15 protein-coding genes are annotated in these 20,181 nt (G+C 56.6%); 11 read left to right on the top strand and 4 right to left on the bottom strand.

What is annotated here, in order from left to right; all coding sequences use genetic code 11:
* Positions 1-269 precede the first annotated feature (269 nt).
* Positions 270-1,736, bottom strand: coding sequence for a glucose-6-phosphate dehydrogenase (gene zwf / locus E7V67_010120; GenBank protein ID WUR15433.1), 1,467 nt, complete (start codon positions 1,734-1,736; stop codon positions 270-272).
* A gap of 1,266 nt (positions 1,737-3,002) precedes the next feature.
* Between zwf and E7V67_010115 the strand changes: the two genes are divergently transcribed.
* The 9 genes from E7V67_010115 (at position 3,003) to E7V67_010075 (ending at position 15,443) form a co-directional block, all read left to right on the top strand.
* Complete coding sequence (locus tag E7V67_010115; GenBank protein ID WUR15432.1) at positions 3,003-6,089, top strand: AAA family ATPase; 3,087 nt, start codon at positions 3,003-3,005, stop codon at positions 6,087-6,089.
* Between the two features lie 251 nt (positions 6,090-6,340).
* The gene (locus E7V67_010110; protein ID WUR15431.1) at positions 6,341-6,706 is read left to right on the top strand and encodes a hypothetical protein; all 366 of its coding nucleotides are present in this window, start codon (positions 6,341-6,343) and stop codon (positions 6,704-6,706) included.
* The gene (locus E7V67_010105) at positions 6,604-8,133 is read left to right on the top strand and encodes an RHS repeat-associated core domain-containing protein (protein ID WUR15430.1); all 1,530 of its coding nucleotides are present in this window, start codon (positions 6,604-6,606) and stop codon (positions 8,131-8,133) included. Before E7V67_010110 ends, E7V67_010105 begins: the two co-directional genes overlap by 103 nt.
* Entirely contained in the window at positions 8,130-8,480 is a 351-nt protein-coding gene (locus E7V67_010100; protein WUR15429.1) for a hypothetical protein, read from the top strand. The genes E7V67_010105 and E7V67_010100 overlap by 4 nt, the downstream gene beginning before the upstream one ends.
* A 1,364-nt stretch (positions 8,481-9,844) precedes the next feature.
* Positions 9,845-10,459 (top strand): hypothetical protein, encoded by a 615-nt coding sequence (locus E7V67_010095; protein WUR15428.1) that lies wholly within the window; start codon positions 9,845-9,847, stop codon positions 10,457-10,459.
* Positions 10,460-10,591: 132 nt separating this feature from the next.
* Positions 10,592-11,851, top strand: a complete 1,260-nt coding sequence (locus tag E7V67_010090) for an HlyD family efflux transporter periplasmic adaptor subunit (protein ID WUR15427.1) — start codon at positions 10,592-10,594, stop codon at positions 11,849-11,851.
* Positions 11,852-11,878: 27 nt separating this feature from the next.
* Entirely contained in the window at positions 11,879-12,586 is a 708-nt protein-coding gene (locus E7V67_010085; GenBank protein WUR15426.1) for a hypothetical protein, read from the top strand.
* Between the two features lie 46 nt (positions 12,587-12,632).
* A complete protein-coding gene (locus tag E7V67_010080) occupies positions 12,633-13,067 on the top strand; it encodes a hypothetical protein (protein ID WUR15425.1) in 435 nt (144 codons plus the stop codon).
* 54 nt (positions 13,068-13,121) lie between these two features.
* Positions 13,122-15,443 carry a peptidase domain-containing ABC transporter gene (locus E7V67_010075; protein ID WUR15424.1) on the top strand — a complete coding sequence of 774 codons (2,322 nt, stop codon included), beginning with the start codon at positions 13,122-13,124 and terminating at the stop codon, positions 15,441-15,443.
* 334 nt (positions 15,444-15,777) lie between these two features.
* Here the strand turns inward: E7V67_010075 and E7V67_010070 are convergent, their stop codons facing one another.
* Positions 15,778-15,921 carry a hypothetical protein gene (locus E7V67_010070; protein WUR15423.1) on the bottom strand — a complete coding sequence of 48 codons (144 nt, stop codon included), beginning with the start codon at positions 15,919-15,921 and terminating at the stop codon, positions 15,778-15,780.
* A 662-nt stretch (positions 15,922-16,583) separates the two neighbouring features.
* Between E7V67_010070 and E7V67_010065 the strand changes: the two genes are divergently transcribed.
* Positions 16,584-16,922 carry a hypothetical protein gene (locus E7V67_010065; protein WUR15422.1) on the top strand — a complete coding sequence of 113 codons (339 nt, stop codon included), beginning with the start codon at positions 16,584-16,586 and terminating at the stop codon, positions 16,920-16,922.
* A gap of 173 nt (positions 16,923-17,095) precedes the next feature.
* On the top strand, positions 17,096-18,322 hold the full coding sequence (locus E7V67_010060; GenBank protein ID WUR15421.1) for an integrase arm-type DNA-binding domain-containing protein: 1,227 nt from the start codon (positions 17,096-17,098) through the stop codon (positions 18,320-18,322).
* Between the two features lie 87 nt (positions 18,323-18,409).
* Here the strand turns inward: E7V67_010060 and E7V67_010055 are convergent, their stop codons facing one another.
* Positions 18,410-18,577 (bottom strand): AlpA family phage regulatory protein, encoded by a 168-nt coding sequence (locus E7V67_010055; protein ID WUR16258.1) that lies wholly within the window; start codon positions 18,575-18,577, stop codon positions 18,410-18,412.
* Positions 18,578-18,763: 186 nt separating this feature from the next.
* On the bottom strand, positions 18,764-19,876 hold the full coding sequence (locus E7V67_010050) for a hypothetical protein (GenBank protein WUR15420.1): 1,113 nt from the start codon (positions 19,874-19,876) through the stop codon (positions 18,764-18,766).
* Positions 19,877-20,181 lie beyond the last annotated feature (305 nt).

Genomic DNA, 20,181 nt, shown 5'->3' with positions numbered 1-20,181 from the left:
GGCTCGATAGGAGAATGAATTGGAATGCGGCGATTTACGCAGCCGGGATAATGTGACGCGTGCAGCGCACGATGGATTGATGCGCCTTATCGAACGAATGGCGCGCAATCGGCGTATCAGTTTTTTTGCGCGTGGCGCATAAGGGCGCCGTTGATCGACGCGCCCGAGTCAGACGACCGGGCACCGTGCCCGGCCAGCCCGGCCGATCGGCGATCACGCTGTCGCGTCGTCAGGTAGACGGACAGCGCGTGACCGCCAATGGGTGCCGGTCAGGCCACCCAGCTCGCTCCGTCACGCGCCAGCAGCGCGAACGACTCGGCCGGCCCCCATGTGCCGGCGGCGTACGGCCGTGGATGCTCGGCCAGCGTGCTCCAGCCGTCGATGATCGGGTCCGCCCACTCCCACGCCGCCTCGAGCTCGTCGCGGCGCATGAAGTGCGTCAGGCGCCCGCGCACCACGTCGATCAGCAGGCGCTCATAGGCCTCGGCACGGCGCTGCGAGAACGCCGATTGCAGGTCGAGGTTCAGGGCCACCTGTTGCATGTGCATGCCGCTGCCGGGCTCCTTGGCCATCAGCTGCAGCTTGATGGCCTCTTCCGGTTGCAGTTCGATGACGAGCCGGTTGGCGGCGCCGCCATGCTGGTATTCGGGGAACAGCGAGAACGGCGGGTTGGCGAACTCGATGACGATCTTCGACGAACGCCGCGCCATGCGCTTGCCGGTGCGCAGGTAGAACGGCACTTTCGACCAGCGCCACGTGTCGATGAAGGCGCGCAGCGCGACGAAGGTTTCGGTAGCGCTGTCGGCCGGCACGTTCGGCTCCTCCAGATAGCCCTGCACTTCCTGGTTGCCGCTGACGCCACGGGTGTACTGCCCGCGTACGGTATCGCGGGCGATGGAAGCGAGGTTGAAACGTCGCAGCGAGCGCAGCACCTTGAGCTTCTCGTCGCGCACGGCGTCCGGCGCCAGCGAGGTGGGCGGCTCCATGGCCACGATGCACAGCAGCTGCAGCAGGTGGTTCTGCACCATGTCGCGCATGGCGCCGGCGCTGTCGTAGAAGCCGGCACGGCTGCCCACGCCCACCTCCTCGGCCACGGTGATCTGCACGCTGGAGATGTTCGGCGCGCGCCACAGCGGTTCCAGGATCGAGTTCCCGAAGCGCAGCACCATCAGGTTCTGCACCGTTTCCTTGCCCAGGTAATGGTCGATGCGGTAGATCTGCGATTCCTCGAAATGCCGGCCGACCGCCTCGTTGATTTCCACCGCGGATGCCAGGTCGCGGCCCAGCGGCTTTTCCAGCACGACGCGGGCATGGCGATCGACCAGGCCGGCGGCGGCCAGCTTGTCGCAGATGGTCGTGAACAGCGACGGCGCGGTGGCCAGGTAGAACACGCGCTCGGCCCCCGCACGTGATGCGGCGGCCAGCGCCGTCAGGTCGTCCTGTTGGACGTCGACACGGACAAATTCGAGCAACTGCAGGAAGCCGCGCCAGGCTTCCTCGGCGAAGTTGGCGTCGGTAATGAAGGGGCGCGACTTCTCTTCGACGAAGGCCAGGTAGGCGGCGCGGTCGAACTCCTGGCGGCCGGTGGACACGATGCGCGTGCCGGGCGGCAGGTTGCCGTGCAGGTGGGCCATGTAGAGGGCGGGAAGCAGTTTGCGTACCGCGAGGTCGCCCATGCCGCCGAAGATGATCATGTCGAGGGGCAGGCCGGGGGTGGTTTGTGCTGACGTGGTCATGGTGTTCTGGAAAAGATTGCGGAATTGACTAGGATACATTGGTCTGGGGATTTGTGTGCGGCGCCGTGTTCCAGCTCAGGCCAGCTCCGGCAGCCGCTCCGTTCTCAGCCCGTGCTTTCGTTGCCCCGCGACGGATATCGCGCCATCGAGAACAATATTCCAGCGCCACACGCGCAATTGCTGACAGGCCTATCGACTCCGCTTGAGTTACCTATCCCGGCCGTTTGAAGTGGGCCGCTTCATCCAGCACGGCGTTTTTTCGTGAGGTCCCTGCCGAAGTACGATCACAGACAACAGCAACCAGATCGCAGCGGCGAACCTTGCCAACGTGACGATCGTAATCAGCATCGCCGCCAACACATCCGGGCTCCCGGTCTGCATGACCTTTCGGTCCCACAGCGGATAGCCGACTGCCTCGCCTGTCAGCCACACTGCGATTGGCGGCAACAGCTTCGCTGCGACTGACCACTTCGTGGACTTGCTACGCATACGGTTGGCGTTCCTTATTGCTGACGGCTGCGCCTATTGTCCAATAGGGGTACGTTCTCGCAATCGGGCTGCACTGCGGCCTGCGGCAGGGGTGGCTCTTGCGCAGGGGAGGCTCTTGCGCAGGCGCCTGCGCTGCGAGCGCCTTGCGCTGCCGCGCTCGTCTCTCGCGGTGGAGTGGGTTACGTCGCGCGTCCTCGGCGCACGGCGCTGGCGCGAAGCGCCAGCAAATGGGCGATTCGGAGAGCCCCCGCACTGGCCGGCGTGGGGCTTCGAATCCCACCGTCTTCCGTCCAGACTGTTAAAAGCATCCCGCACGGGAGGCTTTTTTATTTGTTCTGGCGGAGACGGTGTCTGTCGAACTGGTTGTCCACCTGCGTCTCCGTACGTCCAAGCGAGGCCACCGTTCCTAGGGCAAAGCGGCTATGCAACTGTGGATCGTCTCCCCAAGTCTCCCGCCGTGTTCGGACAGCTCGCAGGCATTTGTGGGTAGCTTTGTGGGTAGACAAAGTCGAGATTGCACAGAAACCTCCGCAACGCACTCCGATGAGCATCGCTTCGGATCTGCAATCGTTCGGAATACGACATGCGCGCAACAAGGCAAGGACTGAAGCCGTGCTCCCGAGTATGGCGGCGTTGTAGAGAACTTACATACCCCTGCCATTTCTCGCATTTTCCGAAAGATATGAATATATAATCAAGCGAATAGTTTACTTCCATCAATATTCGTGCGTCGCTCCGATGTGACCGCGCGCGAATGGTCGCCTTCTCGGAGAAAAAATGGGCAACCTTTCTGTGGGCTCGACTTGGAAGAAGTGGGATCTACACGTCCACACCCCCTCCTCCATCGTGCACAACTACGAGGGAAATCAGGAGGAGGCATGGGAAGCGTTTCTGGCCGACCTTGAGGCGCTCCCGTCGGATTTCAAAGTGATTGGCGTCAATGACTACCTGTTCGTCGATGGCTACGAGCGTATCCGTCGCGAGAAGGCCAATGGGCGCCTGTCCAACATCGACCTGTTCCTACCAGTAATCGAACTACGGCTTGACAAATTCGCCGGTGTGGTTAAAAAGGGCGAGGACGGCTTATATTCCAAATCTGACTGGAATCGCATCAACCTGCACGTGATTTTCGACGAGCTCGAACCTGACACGATCCGGCAGCAGTTCCTGTCTGCCTTGGCGCCGTCGTATGACCTGATACCTTCGGCGCAGGAGTACCGCGGCCGCTGGAACGCCGTGATCACGCCGCAGAGCATCGCCGAGCTCGGCCAACTGATCATCGACTCCGTGCCCGAGGACAAGCGATCGGCCTACGGTTCCGCCTTGCATGAGGGCTTCAACAACCTGTGCGTGAGCATGGAAAAAATCTTGGGTGCGCTGAACAACCACAATCTGCAGGATCGTCACCTGATCGCGGTGGGCAAAACCGAGTGGGACAACATGAAGTGGGACGACCAGTCGATCGCCGAGAAGAAGCATGTAATCAATCGCGCGAACATCGTCTTCACCGCCGCCGAAAGCCCGGCCAAATACGCGCAGGCGCGCCGCAAGCTGACCGAGGCCAACGTCAACGATCTTTTGCTGGATTGCTCGGATGCCCACGCCGCTAGCGGCAACCAGCACAAGGACCGTGTTGGTAACTGCTTTACCTGGATTAAGGCGGACGCGACCTTCGAGGGCCTTCGACACGCCCTCACCGAATTTAACGACCGCGTCTACGTGGGCGACCGGCCCCCGAAGCTGCGCTTGACCGATCAGCACCGCACTAAGTATGTGTCGAGGATCAAGATCGGAAAGAAACCGAACTCCACTGCCGCTCACCGCTGGTTCGACGCGGATATCCCCCTCAGCCACGACCTGGTCGCCATTATTGGCAACAAGGGAAGCGGCAAGAGCGCCATGGTGGACATCCTGTCCTTGGCCGGCGGGACAAAGAATGGCGCAGGGTTTTCGTTCCTGACCCCCGATCGCTTTCGAAACCCCAAGACTAAGTTCGCGGCGCATTTCACTACGGAGCTGGTCTGGCACGATGGAACCTCCACCGAGCAGCATCTGGATCTCGACCCATCAGGCGCCGCAGTCGAGCGAGTCAAGTACCTGCCGCAGAAATACGTGGACACGCTCTGCAATGAATTGGGAGAGCTGGGCTCCGGTACGTTCGACACGGAGCTTCGCAAGATCATCTACACCCACATTCCGGAAGAGGACCGCCTGGGTCACACGTCAATGGACGACTATCTCGCGTTCAAAGTCGCGGAGATCGAACAAGAGAGGGCACGCTTGCTGCGAGACTTGGCCAAGGCGAACGCCGAGATCATGGCGACCGAGGCGCGAATGTCAGACGAGTTCCGAGAAGCGCTCCTTGCCAAGCTCGCCGCGAAGAAGGGTGAGCTGGCGGCCCACGACGCTTCCAGACCCGCCGAGGTCGAAGATCCGAGCACCTCAGAGGCCCATCAAGCCGAGTCCAGCGCCGCGTCCAAGCGTATCCAAGAGCTGGAGGAGCTCGCCGCCAACCTGCGCGAAGAGGAGGCTGCAGCGCGAAACCGCAAGGCGGCCTTGGCGAAACAACACGCCACACTGTCCAGGGCTGAGCAGGCGATCGACAACCATCGCAGCGCCCACGCTCAATTCGTGGCGGAGTTGGACCGCCTGCTCGGAGAAGCGGACGCACGTTTGCATGCCGCGGACATGGTCGAGTTCTCGATCAACGCCGCGCCGCTCCAAGGATTGCTAACGTCGGCAAAAGAGGAGACCAACGCGCTGAACAAGAAATTGGGCGGCGACTCGGCGGACAGCATCCCGAAGCGCAAAGAGGCTTTGGAGAGCGACATCCAAGCGGCAAAGAGCAAACTCGGCGAAAGCGCGCGACTCTTCATTCTTTACAAGGAAGAGCTTGGCTCTTGGGAGCGCCGCCGCGCCGAACTGGTTGGCGCCCCCGACAGACCGGGCACTTGGACTGGCCTGCAGGCTGAGCTCGACGGCCTCGTCGACTTGCCCGCTCGGCTTCACGCGCAGACTGCTGCCAGAAGCGAGACGACAAAGGCCATTCACGCGCTCATCGCGCGGACGGTCGAAGAATACCGGCGGCTTTACGCGCCCGTCCAGGCGTTCGTAAAGTCCATCGAAAGCATGGAGATGCCCCTTCCCCTCGGTTTCGACGTGAGGATCGAAGAAGCGAGCTTCCAAGAACATTTTTTGGACAACGTCAACCGCCAATCCCGCGGCTCGTTTGCCGGCGTGGACGAGAGCTCCGCGCTGGTGCGCAGCTTACTGCGCGAGGCCGATTTCTCCTCGGCTGAAGGGGCTGTCGAGTTCGTGGACAAGATCGATCGCATGCTCCGAGCCGACTACCGGGAGATCGGCGAGCAGCGGCCGACGAAGTTTGCCGATCAATTGAAAAAAGGGCGCCAGCCGAACGAGGTCTTGGACTTCATCCACGGGCTTGGCTACTTGGCGCCGCGGTATTCGTTGACCTACAACGGACAAGAGATCGGCCAGCTTTCGCCTGGCGAGCGGGGCTTACTCCTGCTGGTATTTTATCTCCTGGTGGACAAGGACGACATTCCGCTCGTGATTGACCAGCCCGAGGAGAACCTCGACAACCAAACGATCTATCGAGTGCTCGTTACCTGCATCAAGGCAGCCAAGCAGCGCCGCCAAGTCATCATGGTCACGCACAATCCCAACTTGGCAGTGGTCTGCGACGCCGAGCAAATCATTTATGCGACTCACGATAAGGCAAGTAATCGTTTCGCCTACGTGGCCGGTGCGGTAGAATCGCCCGAGATCAAGAAATGCGTTGTCGAGATCCTTGAGGGAACGGAACCCGCGTTCAAGAACCGCAAGCGAAAGTATGGTCTTTGACTGCCTTAGATCACTCTTGATGAAAGTATAGTGCGCCGCTCGCCGACGGGACGGCGCCGCGTTCGCCGCGGTCCAGCACCATATCTGCCGAGCAAACACCCTCACCAGTGCAGACACCCCAACCTGCCGCAGAGCGCCCTCGTTGGCGTGACATGCGTAATAATGCACCCGATCAATTTCAAGCTGGCATTTTGCGCCCAGCTCGGCCGCTTCACGAGCATGCCAGGCTCCGGGCGGCAAGGAATGAAGCAGTGACCTTCCAAAACCTATTTCGGCAGATTCATGGCGCCAGGGCCCCCATTACTGTATTTGCACATTTGCAGCGAACCAGCCATTTGCGCGATAAACAGGCTGAACGCGAAGCAATCATGGCGTTATCGAACGCGATCACGCGCCACCACGTCGGTCGAGCGCTTTCCGCTGCACGTGTACTACTGCTCCTAGTGGGCCCGTCTGCGGCGATCGAGCTGATCCAGCGGCATGGGCTATTTCGAGCGTCGTTTGGCAATACGGCTTGTACAATGCGCACCTCAATCGCGCGGCGCTATACATTGCAGATTCCGCTGGAAGGACCTGCGGCCGAGTTCTTCAAGATGGACAAGCTGCTGGTCAACTGACAAGCATCGACGACACCCGGCGCGGGCATATCGAATACCGCTACGATCCGATCGGCCGGCTACTTGCGGCAAACAGTGCGATGGGTCATGAGACCTTCGCATTTGACCCGGCTGGCAACATCCAGGTGCCCAACACTGCGCAACAGTACCAGAGCATAGCAACCCGCGCCCCGCTGCCAAAGGTTCTGGACAACCTGCTCAAGGAATACGCCGGGACCAGCTACCGCTACGACGATCGCGGTAACCTTATTGAAAGGCGGCAGAACGGCCAGCGCGATACGTTCGAGTGGGACGCGTTTAATCGGATGGCTCGCGCCATAACCCGGCTTGGCGTCACCACGTTTGCCTACGATCCGCTTGGAAGGCGCATTGCCAAGCATGGTCAGGCGACAGGAGGCACGACGCTGCGTAAATCAGCCCACACCATGTACGGCTGGGATGGCGACACACTGGCATTGGAGAGCAGCGTTCACTACGGCCATGCGCACCACGAGCAGACGGTGCACTATGTGTACGAGCGAGGCAGCTTCGTCCCGCTAGTACAGGCAACGCGACACCAAGCACTTCAGCTGGCACCCACCACCGACATCAAAGCGCTAATGGCTGGCAACGACGGCCGGTACGATATTGCGCTTGACCCGCTATGGAACGGTGAATACGAACAGGAAGCCGAGCCGTTCGAAACGGAGAAGATCGCCTTCTATCAATGCGACCAGTTGGGTACACCGCAGGAGTTGACGGATTGCGAGGGCAAGGTCGCCTGGTCGGCGCAGTACAAGGCGTGGGGGAAGGCAAAAGAAGCGATCAGCGACGCGGCGTACAAGGCCGGGATCCGGAGTCTAATTCGGTTTCAAGGCCAGTATCTGGACGACGAAACTGGGCTGCACTACAATCGATTCAGGTACTACGACCCAATCAGTGGGCGCTTCGTCTCTAGAGATCCAATCGGCCTTGTTGGCGGACTGAATTCTCACCAGTACGCGCCAAACCCAACTGGCTGGATTGATCCCAGCGGCTTGCAACGGTGCCGTGTATGTCCGCAAGACTGCGAGCGCATCCTTGAAGAAATGCGCAAATCGGGCCGCGACTTTGGGCCATATTCCAAAGTGGACCCTGATTCGCATCACATTATCCAGGACGCCGCAGTTCGCGATCTACCAGGTTATAGCCGATCAAGCGCACCTGCGGTTCAGCTGCTAGGGCCTTCAACAAAGATTGGGTCAGAGCACTACACGGCAACGCAAACGCAGCGTCAAGCAGGGGGCGGCGACTACGCGAGCGAGAGACGTATAGGCTACAAGGCGATGCGCAGAGCGGGTTTGAATTCCGAACAATCAAGATGCCTCATTATGGGGGCTGATGCTCACTTCTCGAGCATCGGTGTCAGTGGCTCAACAACAACTCGGATTCCAGGAAATCGGAAATGAAAGCAGAAGAAGCTCCAACGTTTGTGGCAGCAGTTCGACGCTTGACAGAAATCCTAGCAAAGAAAGATCACGCTGCCTTAGAAAAGTCCGGTTTTCTTGACCCAAGCACTGCGGCCGAGTACTTAACGGCTTTGAACGACTACCTCAGTGGGCAATCAGTTACAGCAATACCCGAAGCAGTGTTAAAAAATATTGAGCTGTACCCGACCAAGCAAGAGGGGCGATTCCGGGCCGACGTCGACCTATGGGTAGATGGAAACCGCTCCGACCTAACGGCGGTTGTCTACTTTGACAAACAGACAAGCTCGCCAAATCAATTTGAGCTGTACGACCTGAGGGTGCTGTAGCTGCACTCGTTGCGATGCGTCTTCAGGATTGTGCGCGACGGCTAACAACTACCTGGAGCGAGTGCGCTACCTCGCCGGCAATCCGCAGCTGGCAGTGTGCGACCCGCTGACGATCCCAGCCGATCAAGCTGAGTCCGTTAGAGCAGGCGTCGTCCTAACTGCTCTGGGAGACGGTAGTGAGGATTTTGCACCAACGCGGCGACGTGACCGGTATGCTACGAGACCGTGTCGTGCTGGCCGTCATCCTGCTCATGTGCCATCATGGCGTACGAACACATGGCTAACGTGGTAGCCAGCGGCGGCACGTGCTTCGGCTATGCCAGATCTGCGTATTGGACAGATTGCCCCTCTCAGGGCCCGCCGCAGTCAAAGTTCAACGGTTAAATCTCGTTGCTGACTATGCCCGTAATCTATCGGTATCGGAACCGTCACTTGTTCCTTCTTGCCTCATGACTTGCAGTGAGGGCCAACCATGGCGAGCCACGGGCTCTTCAGGAAGTAGCGGTACCGTTATGGCGACAGGAATCTCGTTTGATTCCCCGGCGCAGTCGCCACAGAATTTATGACTTCAGCAACCCGCTGCGGCGGTGCTTTCGCCAACAGCCGCAAGTGCGCCTTGCCTCGTAGCTCCGCTGCTGCCCGATGCCCATTGCCATTGTCGGGCAAAGCTAGATACTGAGCTGTAATCGGACAAAAAACCCCACCTTTCAAGAAGGCATTCGACTGCGCACCGTCGAATTTGGCGGTCTGGTTTCCACTACACCTCGACATGTACGCGCAAGGGTTAGGGACGCGTGCCCGTCTTGTCGATGATGAGCGCATCGACCTTGCGCAAGCTCTCGATCGCCGCAGCATCCCTGAACAGTATGCCTTGCGTTGCGCCAGGGCCCGTGGCTGCCACTATGACGGACATCGGCGTCGCCAGGCCCCAGTGCCCACAGGCAGGGCATGATCACATGGACACTGCATTGACTTGCGTTGTCAGTCGCGACCTGCTTGCCATCCTTGACTGCCAGCATGACCATACTGATGGTCTGTTCTATCCAGTTCCAAGCTTTCTACACTGCGATGCGAAGGTTCCTCGGCTAAGAAATTGCATCCATCCCCTAAACGCCAACCATGCCAACGCGATAACCCCTAGTCGGCTGTATTAGTCCGCTATACCCATACAGTCCATAGGGCATTTATCACAGATTCCATTTATTTCAAGACGAAGCCGAACTGTCAAATCTGACAGTCGTGATATTTGGTGAGTTTTTAACGATCTGTCGATGTTAAAATTTCATTAAGTTCTGGGTACCTGATATTCAGTCTTCCGCCCTTTACTCGAAGGGCCGCCAACCATTCAAATGCATAAAGTTACGATGACTTCCAAGTTGCAATCAATCTTCACGCTTCCCATCCTTACTAGTCTGCTATTGACAGGTTGCGGGGGAGGAGACGATTCAGACCAAGCAAAGGCACCACTCATTCCACCACTTGCGCAAACGGAAGTAGTGATTGGCCCAGCGAGCCAAGGTGCTCAGATGAAATGGCCGGACCGTTCAACGATTAATGGTGGCGCCGGCAAGACCTTAGATGGCGTCGGCTGTCTTTTAAACGAGGATTATCACATACATGCTCACCTTACTATTATCTATAACGGTGAGACCTTACGTATTCCTAAGAATATAGGACTAACTGGATGCGCCTATGAGCTGCACACCCACGACTGGTCGGGCGTTCTCCACGTGGAGACCGATCGTCAAAAGCAGTTCACCTTAGGCCAGTTTTATTCCGTCTGGGGCATGCCACTATCAAGAAAAAACGTTGCATACCTACAATCTGATGAGATCAGGTTTTTCCGTGTGAATAATGGTCGAGTAGCAGAGTATCTAGATGACCCTGTGTTAATGCCTATCACGGCAGGCGAAAGCATCATTATCGTCATAGGCCCATTACCGCCGACACTGCCACGGTACACCTGGCCCGGGCAGTAACCGTATCGGCAAGCCCCCTAGAATATCAAACGAACAGCCAGCAACGATTGAGCCTTCCACTACGGTGGCTGGCTCTGAGGCTGCGGCCGAAGCACCAACTTGCACGCACTGAGTAATAAGAGAGCAATTCAATTGGATCTGAGCAGCATCTTTCGAAATGAAGCGCTCGAAGCGGCAAAAAATCGCTATGGAGCACCGTCAGCGATCCTCGGCGTGCCCAGTTGGGTGATCACAGCGTTTCTGGCTGTCGTTTTTGCAAGCGCCTTAATATTTGTCGCAAATGCCCACTATGCAAAACGCGAAACAGTTTTGGGTCTTGTCGTCCCCGCACAAGGGGTTGCGCGAATTGCACCACTAAAGGCCGGGGTGGTAAAAAAGGTGTTCGTTAAAAGTGGGGATACGGTGGCCGCCGAGCAATCCCTATTCCTACTGACCTATGATAGCGTTCTGGAGAACGGGTCCGCATTTTCCGAGGGAATCGCGGATGTGACAGCACGGCAGAGTGGGTTTGTCGACCGACAGGCGCAGATAAAAAAGCAGCAATTGGCACAGTCCAAAGCGCAGATCACGGAACGTATTGCCGGGCTGCTTGCCGAGGCAGAGCAATATACACAGCAGCAAAAACTACAAGCTGAACGGGTTACCTTATTAGAGCAAACGCAAGCATCCTTGAAATCACTTCAAATGCAGAACTTCATCAGCCCTGCGCAAGTGCGGCAGCGTGAGGATGATCTTATCAAGGCCAAGTTAGAACTCGTGCAAATCGGCCAAAACATAGCGAAGACCAAAAGCGCTATTGCTGCAGCCACTGCACAACTCCCTGATGTCGAGCTTGAAATTCAGGATACGACAAATAGCCTCCAGATAAGTAAAGCGCAGCTTGCCGAAAGGCGATTGCAAGCCATGTCTGCTCAAGCAACACAACTCATAGCCCCAAAATCGGGACAAGTGACGGCGGTACAGGTGCGGGAGGGAGATCTAGTTTCTGCCGGCCAAACCATGGGCTTCATCGTACCGCACGCTTCAAAGTCTATGCAACAAGTACACCTTTGGGTGCCTTCGAAGGCTATCGGCTTCGTTGAGAAAGGTGTTCGCGTTCGTTTGATGCTGGACGCATTCCCGTATCAGACCTTTGGTGTCGTCAACGGCATTGTTACCGAGGTCGCAACTGCTCCGTTAATGCCAGCAGAAGTACCAATGCCGATCAAGGAGGGAGAGCAGCTCTACAGAGTCGTGGTAGGACTGCATCAGGATTCACTTACAGCATTTGGACGTAAATGGCCATTATCGCCAGGAATGCGTCTATCAGCAGATCTCGTACTCATGGAGAGGTCACTCCTCGACTGGGTGCTGGAGCCCCTCACGGCCGTGACTAAACGGAATGGTTCGTGATTTTTATAAGTATTTTTTGGAGATATCATGCGTGCATTATGTGAAGCGGAAATGACATTCATCGCGGGCGGCCACGACCCAGATAACCCGAAGAAAGATATTGAAATGCCGAGGGTTATTATCGAGGGACAGCGTACCCGTGACAGTTACGATACCGGCATGTGGGATTTGTTGATGGAGCGCCTGTATTATGTACCGCCAGATGCAAGTGATCCCAACGATGACCATCATGCTTGTTTCCTGGTGAACGGCGATCCAGGATTGAAGCATGCCCCTGGTGCGGATGTAACCGACATTCGCCAGGCAGCGCTGATGGTGCAGGACTATATCAAGGGACAAGATCAAAGTATCGAATGGGGTGCGCTCATCATTCGAAATCAGTACGGCGACGTACGGGTTGGTGAGATAAACAAGGGTGACAAGGGTGAGGTCAAAATGCAAGGTGGACTCGCCCCTGGGGACAAGATCGTAGCGACAGTGCATTCGCATCCATCGACTCCTGGAACTGACCAGTCCTTGCCATCTACTTATCAGTCCAATGGTAATCAACCGAATGATGAGAAGAGTACGAAAGATCTGATTGCTCAAGGCTTCATGGATCCTAACGGTCTAGTCTACATCATTGACAATGCTTCCGGGCAAATGCATGAGTACGACCCCTTCAACATCAGCGTCAACAACCGCAACAATATTACGGACGACCTGAAACAGTGGGGCGTATCCTGTGGCTGGTAAGGGAGTACATTTCCTAATGCTTCATGAACCGTCTTGAGGGCCCGTCATGCTATTAGAACTTGCTCAAGTTGTTCAAGTCGCCGTCACCAGCGCTGATGGCTACTATATACCCAGCGTTGAATCCATGACATATGAAGCAAAATGTCGAGATAACACACTAAGAGCAATCGAGGCGAATGGCCGATTGACGCTTGTAGTAGGAAAGAAAGAGCGCGATCTTTCGAGCACGCAGTTCTATAAGTCGTATCTCACTGGTAGCTATTTAGGCCGGTTTGTTGCCTCATGCGCGAAGGATGATGGAAAATTCATCTTTAACTTCTTCGGCGCAGCGATTCCAGCTAACGGCCCAGTTAGGACGGCGATTGGCACGATTACCGTTGACAAGAGCGTCGAAGTAATATCCGATGCCCCGATCAAGGTTGAAGATGTAAATCTCGTTGACTTTAATAGCAACAGATTGAATTCTAGTCGAGCCAAGTAATACCTCGTTATCGCCGGCGCGAGCAATCGCGCCGGCCCCACGGATAAGAACACTATGTACTATCAACAGGTCGAAGTCGCAGAGTGCGGGTTGGTGTGTATCGCCTACGCGGCAGCAAAGCTCGGGGCGCAACATGACTTGATCGATTTGCGGCGTCGCTTCGATGCATCCAGTCGCGGACTTAATTTCCAGCAAATGGCGGAGTTGGCGGCGAGCCTCCACCTTCATGCTCGCGGTGTACAGTGCAGCGTCGATGAACTCAAGGATTTGGCGCTGCCGGCTGTCCTACATTGGGGCTTGAAACATTTCGTCGTCCTGGAACGTGTTTCTCGAAATACCGTACGTATATTTGACCCTAGCAAGGGGCGGCAAACACTCAAATATGAACAAGTCTCGAAGTGCTTCACTGGTGTCGCGCTGGAGATCAGCCGCGCCCAGGGCTTCAAACGTCGCAAGGAGCCTAGTCCGCTATCCATACTGTCCTGGGTACGGCTGGGACCCGAGCTCTACCGCGGAATGATCCAAGTTGCAGTACTCTCGATCCTGCTCCAACTGTATATTCTTGCGAGCCCATTTTATATGCAGCTCGCGATGGACCAAGCGGCACTCAAGGGCGACTTGGGCCTGTTATCTTTGCTGGCGATCGGGTTCGGCGCATACGGTCTTTTCAATGCAGTAGCAATGCTATTGCGGGGATATGTCACTCAACAGATGTCCGCTTGGATGAGCTGGGACATGAGTGTCCGCCTGTTTCGGCACATGATCCGGCTTCCGCTCCCGTGGTTTCAGAAAAGACGACTTGCGGATTCTATTTCCCGCTTTGAGGCTGTGAACCCAATTCGCGATCTTATATCTGGGTCATTGATCGCCTCACTCATCGATGGCGTCTTAGCGATTACCACTGCCATTATGATGCTGGTTTTTTCACCTATGCTGGCATTGATCGCTATTGTCGGTGTGTTCGCGAGCATATGCATCTCGTTGCTCAGCTTACCCAACTCGCTTCGAATGGGAGGAGAGGCACTGACGGCAAAGATTGCCGAGTCAGAGAAGAGAATGGAGATACTCCGCTCTATCCAAACCGTCAAAACCATGTCCGCCGAGGGCGTCCTAGAGCAGCAGTGGTCGAACAGGTATAACGAGGTGTTAAGGACCAACGTCGCGAATGGTCGCTATACGATAGCCATAACGTCCCTACAGCAGGCAGTTCACGTTATCGTCTCGACAATCATTGTATATTTCGGTGCCCGTCAAGTCATGGATGCAACTATGACAGTGGGGCTGCTTTTCGCGTTCGTGGCTTACCAAACGCAGTTCAAGAACGCATCGTCCAGTCTCATAGCGCAAATCATCCAATGGCGACTGACGGACATTTATTCCCACCGGCTCGCAGACATTGTTCTAAGCCAAGTGGAGCCTGGACTGGAAATTCAAGATAGCGGCGTTCGTCCCTCCGGGCATATCGAGATCGATAACATATCGTTCAGATATGGGCCTACAGAACCTTTTGTGCTGAGAAATGTTAGCCTTCGCATCCAGCCAGGCGAGTCTCTGGCGATTGTTGGGCCATCTGGTATCGGCAAAAGCACATTCATGAAAGTAATTGCTGGGTTATACATGCCCGCGACCGGGGAGGTTAGACTCGACAAGCGACCTATCGCAACCTGGGGATTGAAAGCGGTGCGCAAAAACATTGGTGTCGTCCTTCAAGACGATGAGCTCCTGTCAGGCACCGTACTGGAAAATGTGACATTTTTTTCTTCTGACTGCGACCGTCATCTTGTCCTTAAGGTTCTAGATGCAGTCGGAATGAAGGATGAAGTACTGTCGATGCCTATGAAAGAGGATACGTTCATTGGGGATATGGGTGGCTCCATATCCGGAGGACAAAAGCAGCGTCTCTTGTTAGCTCGAGCACTTTATAAGAATCCCTGCATTCTGCTCCTTGATGAGGCCACATCGCATTTGGATACACTAAACGAAAAGCGGATAAATGCGTTCTTGAAAGAGATGAAGATCACGAGGATTATCATTGCACACCGCCCTGAGACGATCTGCTCCGCAGATAAGATCTTCGATCTTGCTGCTCGATCGTTTTTGTCGCCAGCCATGGTCGCTGAGCGCTACCTGTCCGCTGCGCGACCGAAATCCCCTGCTCCTGACTTGGGTGCTGCAACGCAGCCTGTCGGGGCAGTTATCTCTGATACGCGAGTATCCCGAGAAGAGGAACAGACGACTGGTGTGATGCCTATCGTGCTGAATGCTATGGGCAGCCCGGTAATTGGTTCCTCTGAGGGGCGTGTGGCGAACCGCCGCCAGACAACGTCTGGTTCCATCGATTCAGTCATCATAGCTGGCAATACCGCAGTTCTGTAGCAGCTGCTGGTGGTATCACATGCTGTCTCTACCGTCACATCCAGCAGGCTTTGGCTCAGCCTCTGGTTACTTGCGGCGATATCGCCTTACTCGACGCCGGAAGCAACGCACGTTTGCGCAAGAGCGAACACGCGCCGGGAACGACAAGCGTCGACAACCGCGGCGCTGAGAGCGTGGCCTCCACGGTAGGGGCCGCGATGCGCTGCATTGCTACGAGCCCCATGTGACTGCCGACGATTACCGGGATCAACCCGGCGATGAACATGGCAATGGTCAAGGCTTGGGCCGTACGCGTACCACTACTCCCTTGCGGTTCACCTGCAACTGCTCGGCTTCACTGGCTGCCCCGCTGGCCAGCTTCGAGCTTCTCGGTCTCGGTGCGTAGTCTGTCGTTATCATGAGCCAGGCCGGCATTTCGATTGCTGGCTTCCGCGAAATATCGTTGTGCCTTTTCGACGTCATCAACGCGGCTCAGCATGCGACAATCGAAGGACAAGATAAAGAACGATTACGAATCGCAAGTCGATATATTTGCCGTCGCTGAAGGAGAGCTTATAGCCGTACAGGCTGCTTGCAATAAAAACTTCCAAGTGCAAGAATTTCCAAAATCTTTATGCAGCAACACACTGCGCATTTAGTCTGGCTTCCAACTTACGCTACTTGCGGCGTAAGCGTCGCGCACGTAACGCGCCTCTTCAGTTGAGGACCCCATCTCCTCTGTCAACTCATCATTTGCTCGCGATCCAGCTTGTTGCTCAGAGTAAATCGATATCGCTGCAGGTAAGCACACAGGGACGCGACCTTCCTCGTCTAACGCATGATCGTATCGCAGTACCTCAATGCTGCGTCATGTCGCCCATCCGCTCACCGATGCGCGGGCATAGTGACGCCTCGATTGGCCTACCGGGCCAGACACCTACATCAAACATCCACTTGGCCATATGGCGTCGGGGATATCGATGTTTGACGTACAGACTTTAACTCATCAATTACGGAGCAAATCATGCACTGGTTTGACGGCCGCGTCACGCCTCTCAACGCTAGAGCCCTCTATGCAACAGCGAACGTCTATGAGCTATTCGATACCGAAGCGGCCGAATTACTGCGGCAACAGGCATGCAATATCGCACTCGAACTAGGATGGCGCACTCCAGTCGAAGAGCGGTTTCGCTCTTCATTCTGGACGAGCCAGAACTGATGTCGTTTTTTTCTGCCGGCCGCAGTGACCGGCGGTGGGCAGAATCATACGAGTACGACCACCCGCCGGTTGTGTGGCGAGGCGACTGGCAATCCAACTGCGATGGAGACTATGAAACCCGGCGTGAAGTCGTCCAGTCGGGGGACGCGTTCAGGGCACAGTTAACGATTTCTCGCATGGGCGGGGAACCCAACTTCAATTGCGGCGAATTCCTCGGCACGCTGGACGAGGAATTCGCTGATTCGCGCCGGCTCTCTGCAAACTGGCATGCACTGGACTGATGCATCGATGTGCCTGAGAGCGTCTTATTAGACGCTCCCTTTTTGTTTTAGCCGCCCACTAGCCGTAGCAACAATGCTTCAGCGACGAAGGCCCGTGACGGCAACTACGACACCCATAACTCGCGGGCCGGTTGGCATTACCGCTATATACTTTGTTCGTGAGGGAGCTTTCAATGAACACCCGAGGCAAGCACATGCTTACGACGGTAAGCGTGACATCGAAAAAGACGAAGGGCTACTATGCCGACGGTAATGGCTTGTATTTGCAAGTTTCCGCTAGCGGGTCGAAGTCGTGGATCTTTCGCTTCATGCTGCGCGGACGCGCTCGCGAGATGGGATTGGGTTCGGTTCAAAGCAAGTCGCTAGCCGCGGCACGAGCTGACGTGGCAAGCTACAGACAGCTACTCATCGAAGGAATCGATCCCATAGAGCATCGACGCGGCTTGCAACTAAAGGCGCCGACCGTGCCCAGAACTGCGCATAGTTTTCGCGAGTGCGCCGAGCAATTCCATGCAATGCATAGCGAGGGATGGCGCAATGTGAAGCACGTGGCCCAGTGGATCAACACACTTGCTCTCTATGTCTTCCCTGCCATTGGCGACAGGGACGTTGACGAGGTGACGAGAGCCGATATCCTGACGGTTCTTGAACCTATCTGGCTGACGAAGCACGAAACTGCCAGCAGGGTTCGCCAGCGGATCAAGCTTGTACTAGACTGGGCCTCGGCGCGCGAGTATCGAACCGAACGCGAGCACGGCCTCTGGGACCAAATGTCTACTGCCCTTCCGAAGACCAGGCAACTTCGTAAGCCGAAGCACTATCGCTCCTGCTCCTATGAGCGCGTCGGTATGGCTCTTGCTGCGATTCGAACTTGCGGCGCGTCTATGTGCGTCAGGTGCGCTATGGAATTCATCGTTCTTACTGCGGCAAGAACGGGTATGGTACGGATGGCGCGATGGGAAGAAATCGATTGGTCGAAACACCAGTGGACAATACCCGCAGAACGTATGAAGACAGGGGTTGAACACCGGATTCCGCTACCGCATCGGGCCATGGAGATTCTTGAAGCTCAACGTCAGAAATCGGAGCCTGAAGGACTGATCTTCCCCACTCCTCGCAACAAGCCTCATAGCGATATGGTCTTCACGATGCAGCTCCGGCGCTTGGGACTGGCCTTTACCATGCATGGTTTCCGATCGACCTTCCGAGACTGGGCCGCGGAGCAGACCGCTTTTCCCGCGGAAGTTTGCGAGGCAGCGCTGGCGCACGCGCTTAAGAATCCCACCGAAGCAGCATATTTTCGCAGCGATCTGTTTGACAAGAGGCGCGAGCTGATGGGAGCGTGGGCCGCATATTGTGTCGCCGAGACCCAGGCTGCAACGAAGCCTCCTGCTGAGTGAGCGCACCTTCGCGGTGGAGCTGTGTCCTTCTTCGCCTCCAGCACTGCGCCACCCTCGCGGCCGTAGCCGCACAGAATCGCCCGCTGCTTACCTCGACGCCATGCGTGAACGGACCCACTCTTCGATCTCGCAGCGAACCCACCCCGAGGACCGAGCGGAAATTTTTACCTGTTTCGGGAACTCGCCAGCGCGAATCGCCTTGTAGATTGCCGCCCGCGATTTGCCGCAAACCGCGGCAACCTCCGGCAGCCTCATGATGCTCAGTTCGGTGGGAGCGCTTGGGCGTGAATTCATTGCGACCTCCGACAATTCTATCGTTGACCGCCAGCCAGGCGGCATGGGTTTTACCTTTCGGCGTGCAAAGCGCCATCAAAACGTCACGGTTGCGAAGTCTTACTCCGCAACCGTAACCCTTACCATCGTGACCACTACAGGACCGCGTTATCGAATCATCGCTAACAGTTCCTGAACAACGGATGGCGAGCCGCCCCGTGTCGAGGAACAGCGCAACGCGGTTCCATCCTCGAGCACCCAGACGCCAGCCCCCTGCCACTCAGCACGCCATAGCTGGCGCAGCGTCAGAACAATCGGAAACGAAGCGCCGCAGTCTGCGATGGCGCCAGACATGATCGGCTCGTTGTCGGGATCGGCGCTCCTGACGTGCTCGGATATGAAATCCGCGACAGGCCGCGCAATCCAGGTCGCCATCTCGAAATTGATGTCAAGGGCGGCGAAAACTCCCTGCATGTACGGCAATGCAGAGAAGAGACCGGCGGTAAAAGCCGTACTGCTTGGCAGGATATCGATGCACTCCTGGCCGATCAAATCCATGCGTCGGATCATGTCGGTAACCTCGCGGCCGTCAACCTGCACCTGCGACGCCTGTAGCAGATCGACGAATACGTTCGACATTGTTGCCAACTCCTCATACTGGGCCATGACGTGTGCTGCGTGCAGCCGATAGTCGACCCAGGACCAATAGTCGCGAACATGTAAAAGTTCCCCTTGCGCGAGCCATGCCGCGCGCGGATATTGTGGGTGCTCCGCGGGAGGCCGGGTACCGCTGAAGGTCGGCATCCCATGGGTCCATTCCCAGTTGATCGATTCCTTGACCACAACCTCAGGCAAGGTGATGCTGGGTTCGACGCATTTTGCCGCGCGGACGACAGCCCATGCATGTGCCGGCGTCTGCCCTTTGGCAAAGTGTTCGACGATACTGTTCGCCAGTCGGTGCCGGCAAGCGGCGTCGGACGGGCTTCTGTTCTGGTCGTAACAGTGCTGTACGAACCACGCGCCGAAAGGCACGCACACCGCTTCTTCCAAGGTCTTGCCAGACTGCGGTTTCGGGCCGTCAAGCTCGAGGATCGCACGTTCGATACGCACGGCCATCGGCAGGTACGCGCTCGTGCGTTCTACCAGGTCACGCGCGCGTGAGCCAGTATGTCCAAGTACATAGAACGCAGGCGATGTGCGGATGCCCCGGTCGATGAACGCAGAGAAGACAGCCATCGACATGAAATACCCGTCGTCATCGTCCATAAAGATGCTGTTCATTGTTGCCTCCTGTGATAACAAATGAGTGTGACGCGCTCGCGCGAGTCTTGGCCGTGCCAACGCGTAGGCGCAGCTCCGGATGGTCGTAAAGAAGATGGAAATGGCGCGCTATGCGCCTACAGGCCAGGATGGCCTATGTAGATGACTGGTTGCGAAGTGATCACGCGCCAGCTCGCGTTGGGATGCACTCTCAGATCACGATACTCGATGGTGATTTGAGAGCACAGCCGCAGCTGGCACACTGGAATGGAACTGCTGCAGGGGGACGGTGACAGCGGGAAGCCGCACCGTGATCGATGGCTGGC

This window comes from [Empedobacter] haloabium (assembly GCA_008011715.2).
GTDB classification, from domain to species: Bacteria; Pseudomonadota; Gammaproteobacteria; order Burkholderiales; family Burkholderiaceae_D; genus Rugamonas; species Rugamonas haloabia.
Note: the sequence above shows the minus strand (reverse complement) of the source record. Positions and strands in the feature narration are given on the sequence as shown.